Annotated in this window: 9 protein-coding genes; 4 read left to right on the forward strand and 5 right to left on the reverse strand. The window is 70.7% G+C overall.

The genetic code is table 11. From position 1 onward, the window contains the following. The coding region (locus tag V7067_RS11245; RefSeq protein WP_334175996.1) for a hypothetical protein at positions 1-515 on the forward strand (515 nt) is incomplete at its 5' end. Between the two features lie 15 nt (positions 516-530). On the opposite strand, the gene V7067_RS11250 is transcribed toward V7067_RS11245, so the two are convergent. Continuing rightward, entirely contained in the window at positions 531-1,475 is a 945-nt protein-coding gene (locus V7067_RS11250) for a glyoxylate/hydroxypyruvate reductase A (RefSeq protein ID WP_334175997.1), read from the reverse strand. A 581-nt stretch (positions 1,476-2,056) separates the two neighbouring features. Then, positions 2,057-3,115, reverse strand: a complete 1,059-nt coding sequence (locus V7067_RS11255; protein ID WP_334175998.1) for an aromatic ring-hydroxylating dioxygenase subunit alpha — start codon at positions 3,113-3,115, stop codon at positions 2,057-2,059. Positions 3,116-3,432: 317 nt separating this feature from the next. On the opposite strand from V7067_RS11255, the gene V7067_RS11260 reads away from it, so the two are divergent. Beyond that, complete coding sequence (locus V7067_RS11260) at positions 3,433-3,765, forward strand: hypothetical protein (RefSeq protein WP_334175999.1); 333 nt, start codon at positions 3,433-3,435, stop codon at positions 3,763-3,765. Positions 3,766-3,823: 58 nt separating this feature from the next. Here the strand turns inward: V7067_RS11260 and V7067_RS11265 are convergent, their stop codons facing one another. Further along, the gene (locus V7067_RS11265; protein WP_334176000.1) at positions 3,824-4,195 is read right to left on the reverse strand and encodes a DMT family protein; all 372 of its coding nucleotides are present in this window, start codon (positions 4,193-4,195) and stop codon (positions 3,824-3,826) included. Between the two features lie 195 nt (positions 4,196-4,390). On the opposite strand from V7067_RS11265, the gene V7067_RS11270 reads away from it, so the two are divergent. After that, positions 4,391-5,239, forward strand: a complete 849-nt coding sequence (locus V7067_RS11270; RefSeq protein ID WP_334176001.1) for a creatininase family protein — start codon at positions 4,391-4,393, stop codon at positions 5,237-5,239. Here the strand turns inward: V7067_RS11270 and V7067_RS11275 are convergent. Together V7067_RS11275 and V7067_RS11280 are read right to left on the reverse strand one after the other, a co-directional pair. Next, positions 5,211-6,956 (reverse strand): adenylate/guanylate cyclase domain-containing protein, encoded by a 1,746-nt coding sequence (locus tag V7067_RS11275; protein WP_334176002.1) that lies wholly within the window; start codon positions 6,954-6,956, stop codon positions 5,211-5,213. The genes V7067_RS11270 and V7067_RS11275 overlap by 29 nt on opposite strands. 27 nt (positions 6,957-6,983) lie before the next feature. Further along, positions 6,984-7,538 carry a NifU family protein gene (locus V7067_RS11280; RefSeq protein ID WP_334176003.1) on the reverse strand — a complete coding sequence of 185 codons (555 nt, stop codon included), beginning with the start codon at positions 7,536-7,538 and terminating at the stop codon, positions 6,984-6,986. Positions 7,539-7,865: 327 nt separating this feature from the next. Here V7067_RS11280 and V7067_RS11285 point away from each other — a divergent pair. Further along, positions 7,866-8,500 (forward strand): LysE family transporter (locus V7067_RS11285; protein ID WP_334176004.1); only part of this gene is annotated, 635 nt, incomplete at its 3' end.

Below are 8,500 nucleotides of genomic sequence, written 5' to 3' on the forward strand. Positions count from 1 at the left end.
GGCTGGCGGCGGCCCCGCCGCCGGGGCTCGGGCTTGACGACCTGTTCCGGCCGTTCTGGCGCTTCATCCGCATCATCGTGGCCTACATCGCCGCCGTGGTGGCGGCCAGCACCGTGCTGGTTGCCGGGCTTCAGGCGGCAACCGGCGGGCTGTTCGGCGTTCCGTTCGCGGCCGCCGGCGATTTCGGCTTCTGGGCCACCGTTGCCATCTTCACGCCGTTCGTCGGCAGCTTCGCTTTCCTGCCGGCGCTGGGCGCCATTGCGGTGGGCGAGGTGTTCCGGCTGCGCTCGGTGTTCTACTGGGTGGGCGCGGGCGGCGCGATCGGCTTTCTCGCCGATATTTCCGGCCTCGCGCCGCGACTGCCGGGCGGGCCGGCGCTGGAAGCGGGCCTGAAGGGGCCGCTGGTGCTGGCCGCCGGCTTCGTGCCGCCGGGGCTGGATCAGGCCTCTGCCGTGCTCTATGCCGCCGGGCTTGCCGGCGGGCTGACCTACTGGCTGCTTGCCGGCCGCGGCTGACGCGCCCGGGCCGCCTCAGTAGCCGCGCGCGGGGTCCACCACATGGGCCAGCCCGTCGCCGGCCTCGAAGCGGGCGATCTGCCGGGCGATGAGACGGATGATGGCCTCTGCATCGCTGTCGGCCGCGTTATGGGGCGTGACCGTCACCTTCGGATGATCCCACAGCGGGCTTTCCGGCGGCAGCGGCTCGGTCTCGAACACATCCAGCGTCGCCCCGGCCAGACGCCCGTCATCGAGCGCGGCCAGAATGTCGGCCTCCACCTGCAGGCCGCCGCGGCCGGCATTGATGAGGAACGGGCCGCCCAGCGCCCCGTCGCGCGCCAGCCCGTCGATCAGCCGGCGGTCGATCAGGCCGCGCGTGTCGGGCGTCAGCGGCAGCAGGCTGACCAGAATGTCGGTGCGGGCAAGGAAGGGGCCGAGGCCCTCCGGCCCGCTGAAGGTGGCGATGCCGTCGAGCGCGCGCGCCGTGCGGCTCCAGCCGGCCACCTGAAAGCCCAGCCGGGCGAGCACGGCGCAGGCATCGCGGCCGAGTTCGCCAAGGCCCATCACCCCCACCCGCACGGCCGATGCGGCGGGCTGCTCGGCCTGCTCCCAGCGGTGCGCCGCCTGCAGCGCGAGATGATGGCGAAAGCCGCGCTGGTGCGCCAGCACCTGCATCGTCACCCAGCCAGTCATGCGCATGGTGAGATCGGGATCGACCACGCGCGCGATGGGACAGGCCGGCAGGTGCGGATCGGTCATCACCTTGTCGACACCGGCCCCCAGCACGAACACCGCCTTCAGGCCGGTGAGCGGACGGAACAGCCCGTGCGGCTGCTTCCACACCAGCGCATAATCGACCGTCGCCGGGTCATAGGCATCGCGCCCTTCCACAGCCAGCCCGCGGCCCGGCAGATGCCGGGCAATAGCCGCCGTCCAGCTGTGCGTGGGAAAGCCGTCTGCCGAGAAGAGAATCGTCATCGCACGCCGCCGGACCGGTGAAACAAGGAAGACCAACAGGGAAGAAAGCCGGACGCTATCCGCCGCACGCGGCCGCGGCAAGGGGGCAAGGGCAAGCCAAAGGCAACGCCAGAGCAAGAGGCAGGCCCGGCCGCGCCGGCGGGAGGGCGCTGGCACCGATCACCGGCGCCGCATCCCGCAAGGCTGCCCGCCCGGCGGCTGCGCCGCGCGCCGGCGCCACGGCAAACCGTCGCCGCCCGCGTCGCCGCATCGTCCGGCCGGTGCGCACCCGCGCCGCTCCCGTCCCTGCCCAGGCATTCACACTCCGGCGATCCGGGTCCGCCCGGGGGCATTGCCGCCTCGCGCGACCGGTGCGGATTGCCCGGCCCGGCCGGCACCGCCGCGTCAGTGCAGCGGGTTCAGCGATCCCTTCAGCGATCCCCCGGCACCGGGCACAGCGGAGTTCGCCGGTTCATCTGCGTGAGCCGCAGGCGGTTCCCGGTTCAGGTGCGTAAGCCGCAGCACGGCTCATCGGTTCAGATGCGTAAGCCGCAGCGGGGTTCATCGGTTCAGCTGCGTGAGCCGCAGCGGGGTTCATCAGTTCAGCTGCGCCAGCGCAGCGTCATGGGCTTCAGCGGATTGGCAAACTCGCGGCCGGCCTGCTGCGCTTCCAGCCACTCGTCCTTCACCCGCATCCACCAGCGGGCCTGCGTATCGGCATCGTTGATCAGCATCAGCCGCGGCTGTGCCTTCACCAGCCCCTCGCGCTGGCGCACCACCACGACGCGATCCTGATCGAGGAAAACCCGCATCAGATGTTCGATCAGCGGCCGCATCAGCCCGGCCCAGCCCATCGAGATCCAGAAGAACTGCCACACCTCGGTGTTCTCGGCATCGACCGGCGTAATCGCCGTCAGCCCGACGACGGCATGGCGGTCGCCGCGGATTTCCTCCACCCGCAGCCCCGGCAGGCGGTAGCTGATTTCCGTCGTCACGTTCTGGCCGAGCAGCCGGTAGGCGATGTTCTGCGGCGGCAGCGGATGGCGCACCATGCGCCAGCCGAGTTCGGACGGCTCGAACGCCTTCTCCTTGGGCCGGAGCCGGCTCGGATCTTTCTTGAACCACCAAGAGGTGTGCACGAAGGCGGCGTGCGTCGGGTCCATCAGCCCGAAGGCGGCATGGTCGGTGGAGCAGGGAAAAGGCAGCATGATCGCGGCGCCCGGTGCATCGCCGTCGCCAAACACCGGCATCGCCGGCGGCCCGGCCTCGCGGCCCGCGGGTGCCTCGCCGGCCTGCGCAAAATAGACCCAGATCAGCCCGTTGCGCTCCACGCACGGATATGAGCCGCAGCGGATGCGCTCCACGTCGACTTTCTGGTCTTCGCGCAGCGAGGGGATTTCGCGGCACACCCCGGCCGTGTCGAAACGCCAGCCGTGATAGCAGCAGGCAACCGTCTCGCCGTCGAAGCGGCCGTAGCTCAGCGGAATGCCGCGGTGGGGGCAGATGTCGCGCAGCGCAAACACGCCGCCGTCGCGGCCGCGGCCGATCAGCACCGGCTCGCCGAGCAGTGTCTTCGTCACCATCGCGCCCGGCCGCACCATGGCACCGGGCAGCGCCACATACCACAGACCGCGCAGCAGGGTTGCCGTCAAGCCTTGCATTCCGTCGCTCCCGTCCGCGGTGCAGCGCAGCATAATTTTGCGCCGGCTGCCGCCTTTGTCGCCCCCCAGTGCCTTTGGCAGAGCAGAAACTGTCGCGCAATCCGGTAATCACCGCTGCGCCAATGGTAAACAGCGCCCCAGAATCGTCACACAATCAACCTGAACGCGCCCGGATCGCTGCATCTCACGGCCGAACTCCCATGGCGCAATGCACTCACAGGCCGGCTGGCCTGCATCGCCGCGAACCGATTGCCCCTCGGCCGGTGTTGCAGTGCACGATGGCCCTGTTCCGTGCAACCGACGCAATGGAGGAGATCATGACGGCTGTGTTCCGGTCCGTCCTGCGCCACGGCGTTCGCCTTCCCGCGTTCACGGTGGTCGCAGCGTTTCTGTTTGTACTCGTCAGCGAGCCCGCCTTCGCCCAGACCGTGGGCGAGATGGCCTCCGCCGCCGGCTCGGCGGTGCGGTCCGGCCCGGTGGCGCCGGTCAACGGCTCTCTCGTCGACGGTGCCACCTCGGCACTGGCGTGGGCGGGTCTGGCGGTGGTGATGATTTCCGCGCAGGGGGTGTGGGCGGCTGTCCGCGCCAACATCGAGCGGACCCGCCGCCGCAAGGCCGCAAAAGCGGCCCGGGATGCCGCCGGGCACTGAGCCCGGCGTCCCGCCCGCCCTTTTCCGGGGCCGGTCCGTCTCCGGCCCCGGCGCGGGCTCATTTCTGAAAGATCAGCGCCGCCCCGGCTGCAATCAGCACAAACCCGCCCACCTGGCTCCAGCTCAGCGGCTCTTTCAGGTAAAAGGCCGAGAAGCCGGCAAAGATCACCAGCGTGATGACCTCCTGAATCGTCTTGAGCTGGGCCGGCGAATAGACCGCCGAACCGAACCGGTTGGCCGGAACGGCAAAGCAATATTCCACGAACGCAATGGCCCAGCTCGTCAGAATGACGATGAAGAGCGGCGACGACTTGAACTTCAGGTGGCCGTACCAGGCAAACGTCATGAAGACGTTGGAGACAAGCAGCAGCAGAACCGGCAGCAGTTTGGCGAACGGGCCGGACGACGGAACGAGCGCGGCAAGGTTCATCGGATCGGGTCTGTCCTGAGGGATTGCGAGCCTGAAAGGCGTTAGGCGCAAAGCGCCGCCCCCGCAAGAGAGAGACCCGCAGCCGGCCGCAAAAAGCCGGCCGGACGCAGCCCGCCGCAGGAGTTGCTTGATCTGCGCCACCAACGGGGGTTCCATGCCGCCGCCCCGAACCGCAGCGGCCAGCAGGAGAGCGACATGTCCACCAGCCCGGCCCGGCCCGGCCTCCCCCAGCCAGGCCTCCCCCTGCCCCGCCCTTACTGGCAGCAGATGCGCGCCGCCGATCTGACGGGCGGGGATGTTGCGCGCTGGATCGCGGTTCTGCCGGTCGCGGCCATCGAGCAGCACGGCCCGCACCTGCCGCTCGGCACCGATCTCATCATCGCCGAAGGGCAGGTCGCGCGCATCGTGGAACGGCTGCCGGCGGATCTGGCCGTCACCTTCCTGCCCGTGCAGGCCATCGGCTGCTCGCTGGAGCACAGCGACGTGCCCGGCACGCTGACGCTGGACTGGGACACCGCGGTGAAGACGTGGACCGCCATCGGCGCCGGGCTGGCGCGCGCGGGCATCCGCAAGCTCGTCATCGCCTCCAGCCACGGCGGCAACATGAGCGTCGCCGATATCGTGGCGCTGGAGCTGCGTGCCCGCTTCGGCATGCTGGCGGTCGTCACCCGCTTCGGTCGCTTCGGCCAGCCGGAGGGGCTGTTCACCCGGCAGGAACAGAGCCTCGGCATCCACGGCGGCGATATCGAGACCTCGATCATGCTGCATCTGGCGCCGGATCTGGTCGCCATGGACCGGGCGGCCGACTTTGCCTCCGCGCAGGCCGACCATGCCTGCCGCTTCACCCATCTGCGCGCCTATGGCAGCCACGCTTATGGCTGGATGGCGCGCGATCTCAATCCCGCCGGCGCGGTCGGCGCGGCCTCGGCGGCGACGGCGGAAAAGGGCGCGGCAAGCCTGACCCATACGGCCGATGGCTTCATCGCGCTGCTGCGCGATGTCGAGGCCTTCGACGTCACGGACTTCCGGCCCGTGCCGGCGTGAGCGCCGGCGCGGACGCCGCCGCCAGCGCCGCGTCGAGATCGGCAAAGCTGGCAAACACGCAGACGCGCAGCCGGGAGACGCGGCCGCGCACGTTGACCTCGTCGCTCTTCAGCGCCGCCGGATCGAGGCCGGCAGCGCGCACCACGGCATTGGAGGCCACCACCACACCGCCGCGGTCGCGGGCCATGGATTCCAGCCGGCTGGCGGTGTTGACGGCATCGCCCAGCGCGGTGATCGTGGCGGCCTCCCGGCCGCCCGCCTCGCCGACACGCCCGAGGATGACCTGCCCGGCGTGAATGCCGATGCCGATGCGCAGCGGCTTGCCGAGGCTGGCGGCAAATTCGGCATTGAGGGCATCGAGCGCCCGGCCCATGCCGGCGGCGGCCTTCATCGCGGCGATGCTGCCCGCCCGGCCGCCCGAACCGATACCGAAAATCGCCATCACCGCATCGCCGATGAACTTGTCCACCTGCCCGCCGGCGGCGCGCACCTCGTGGGCCATGGCGTCGAGGTAGCGGTTGAGGAGATAGACGATGTCGAACGACAGCCCGCGTTCCGACAGGCTCGTGAAACCGCGCATGTCGACGAACAGAATGGCGACCGTCTCCTCCACACCCCAGTGATAGGCATCCGCGTTCTCGCTGGCCGCTCCGGCGTCGGGATGCACCGGCAGCAGCGGCACCACGCTGAGGTTGGCGACGGGGGTGATCTGGCAGGCAAGCCGCACCCCGGGCGCGGCGCGCACCCGTGCAAGCACGGCCTCCTCGGCGGCATCGGGCGGCGGCAGGCTCTCGGCCCCGGAAAGAACGCGGGTGCGGCAGGTGGAACACCGCGCCCGCCCGCCGCACACCGACGCCATGGGAATGCCGCGGGCGCGGGCGGTTTCCAGCAGCGTTGCACCGGGCAGCGCCCGCACCTGCCGGCCGCCGGGAAACGTGACGATGACGCCCTGCCGCGCAATCAGCGTGCGGCGCAGGCCGACCAGTGCCACGATGGCGATCAGCACCAGCGCAGCCAGCCCGCGGATGGTGTCGCTCATGTCGGTCGCCCAGAGCGCGGCCGCCCCGGTCAGCTCGACCGGCGCGGCCGGCTCGATGCCGGCGGCGATGCGACGGGCCGCATCCGTCCAGCCCCATTCCGCCAGCAACGGCACGGCGATGGCCAGCGACAGCGCCAGCGGCCGGCTGCGGCGATACCACCCGCGCCCGCGCAGCCAGTAATGCAGGCCGATGCAGCCATGGCACCACACCAGCGCCATCAGCACGGTCTGCTGCAGGGCCTTGGAGGGCCACATGACCTGCAGCACGCGGTCGTAATCGTCATCGAGGCCGAAGGTGAAGCGCACGCCCATGGTGCTCATCACATGCGACACCAGCAGGAAGGGAATGGCGAGGCCGCTGACGAGCTGCACCGCCTCCCACGCCGGCATGGCAAGGGTGCGCCGCTCCGCCGTGCGGAGCAGCGAGAGCACGACATGGACCAGCGCCGCGCCGATCAGCAGCCCTTCGCCGGGCAGCGACTGCCAGAAGCCGGTGCGCACCACCTGCACCGCCAGCATGAGCGGCACGGAAACCAGCCCCAGCGCATGGTTGAGAAAATGGGTGAGCGCAAAGGCAAACAGCACCACACCCGAGGCGAGCCGCAGCCGCTGGGCGGTGAGCCCGGCAATCTGATGCTTCAGCGCATCGGTGGCGGCGCGGGGGCTCGGGGGGTGCATGGGCGGCAGCCGGCGGCCGGCGCGCCGTCAGACGGCGCGCACCTCCTCAACCTCCGGCACATAGTGCCGCAGCAGGTTCTGGATGCCGTGGCGCAGCGTGGCGGTGGAAGACGGGCAGCCCGAGCACGCCCCGCGCATGGTGAGGAACACCACGCCGTCGCGGAACCCCTTGAAGGTGATGTCGCCGCCGTCCTGCGCCACTGCCGGGCGCACGCGCTCTTCGATCAGCTCCTTGATCATGCCCACGGTTTCCTCGTCGGCGGCATCGAAGAACTCGCTGTCGTCGTCGCCGTGGGCCTGATCGCCGATCACCGCCTCGCCGGCCAGATAGTGCTCCATGATGGCACCCAGCACCGCCGGCTTCAGGTGTGCCCAGTCGGTCTCGTCCCGGGTGACGGCGATGAAATCGGTGCCCAGCAGCACGCCGGTCACGCCCGAGACATCGAACAGCCGGCTGGCGAGCGGCGAGGAGGCCGCCTCACCCGCCGTGCGATATTCGCGCACGCCATCGGACAGCACCGGCCGGCCGGGCAGGAACTTCAGGGTCTGGGGATTCGGCGTGGTTTCGGTCTGAATGAACATCGTGAGGCATCCGATTGCGAGCCGGCCGCACGGCGAACCGGCAGGCCGTTCAGGGACGGGAGCGCGACGGCAGCCACCGCCGGCACCACGGGCGCCCCTGCAGGGCGCCGGTCGCACCGGAACAGGAACGGAACCGATTATATAGGGTGCCCGCGGCCGCGGGCGAAGCCCCGTTCTCGCAGCCCGGGCGGAGAAGTGCTGTTGCCGCGGCGTGAACGATGGCACGCCCCTTGCGTAACCGGCCGGCAACCGCGCCTCACCCCGCGCGCACCGACCCCGAACGCTCTTCACCCCGAACGCACTTCCCCTGAATTCGCGGACCCGTCCATGTCGCCGGATGCCCTGCCCGTCTCGCCCGCCGCCACCCTTGGTCTGATTGCGCTCACCCACCTGCTGGCGGCCATGACACCCGGCCCCAACACCGTTCTGGTCGGCCACCTCGCCGCCGCCCGCAGCCGCGGCGCCGGCCTTGAGGCGGCCGCCGGCGTTGCCGCGGCAACCTTCGTCTGGGTCGTGGTGGCGCTTGCCGGTGCCGGGCTGGCGATGCGGGAGGCCGGCGGGCTCTACCACGGCCTGCGCCTTGCCGGCGCGCTCTATCTGCTGGTCACGGGCTGGCGGATGATCCGCGCAGGGCTTCGCCCCCCGGCCGCCGCCGCCGGCGGCCCGGCCCGGCTGGCGGCCACCGGCGGCCGGCCGTTCGCACGCGGGCTCGTCACCACGCTCACCAATCCCAAATCGGCGGTGTTCTGGACCTCGGTCTTCATGGTCGTCATGCCGCCTTCGGCCGGTGTCGGGCTGCATGCGGCGGCGGTGGCCCTCGTCACCGCGCAGTCGGCGCTGTGGTACGGGCTGATTGCCGTGACGTTCTCGACCGCCGTCGTGCGGGCGGGCTATGCCCGCGCCACCCGCGTTCTGGACATCGTCGCCGGGCTGGTGATGGCCGGACTCGGCCTGCGGCTTGC

Origin of the sequence: Pseudoxanthobacter sp. (genome assembly GCF_036822375.1) — a bacterium.
GTDB lineage: Bacteria > Pseudomonadota > Alphaproteobacteria > Rhizobiales > Segnochrobactraceae > Pseudoxanthobacter.

Coding starts and splice junctions, on each gene's coding strand:
- V7067_RS11250 (WP_334175997.1), bottom strand. CDS start 1,475: ATGACGATTCTCTTCTCGGCAGACGGCTTTCCCACGCACAGCTGGACG.
- V7067_RS11255 (WP_334175998.1), bottom strand. CDS start 3,115: ATGCAAGGCTTGACGGCAACCCTGCTGCGCGGTCTGTGGTATGTGGCG.
- V7067_RS11260 (WP_334175999.1), top strand. CDS start 3,433: ATGACGGCTGTGTTCCGGTCCGTCCTGCGCCACGGCGTTCGCCTTCCC.
- V7067_RS11265 (WP_334176000.1), bottom strand. CDS start 4,195: ATGAACCTTGCCGCGCTCGTTCCGTCGTCCGGCCCGTTCGCCAAACTG.
- V7067_RS11270 (WP_334176001.1), top strand. CDS start 4,391: ATGTCCACCAGCCCGGCCCGGCCCGGCCTCCCCCAGCCAGGCCTCCCC.
- V7067_RS11275 (WP_334176002.1), bottom strand. CDS start 6,956: ATGCACCCCCCGAGCCCCCGCGCCGCCACCGATGCGCTGAAGCATCAG.
- V7067_RS11280 (WP_334176003.1), bottom strand. CDS start 7,538: ATGTTCATTCAGACCGAAACCACGCCGAATCCCCAGACCCTGAAGTTC.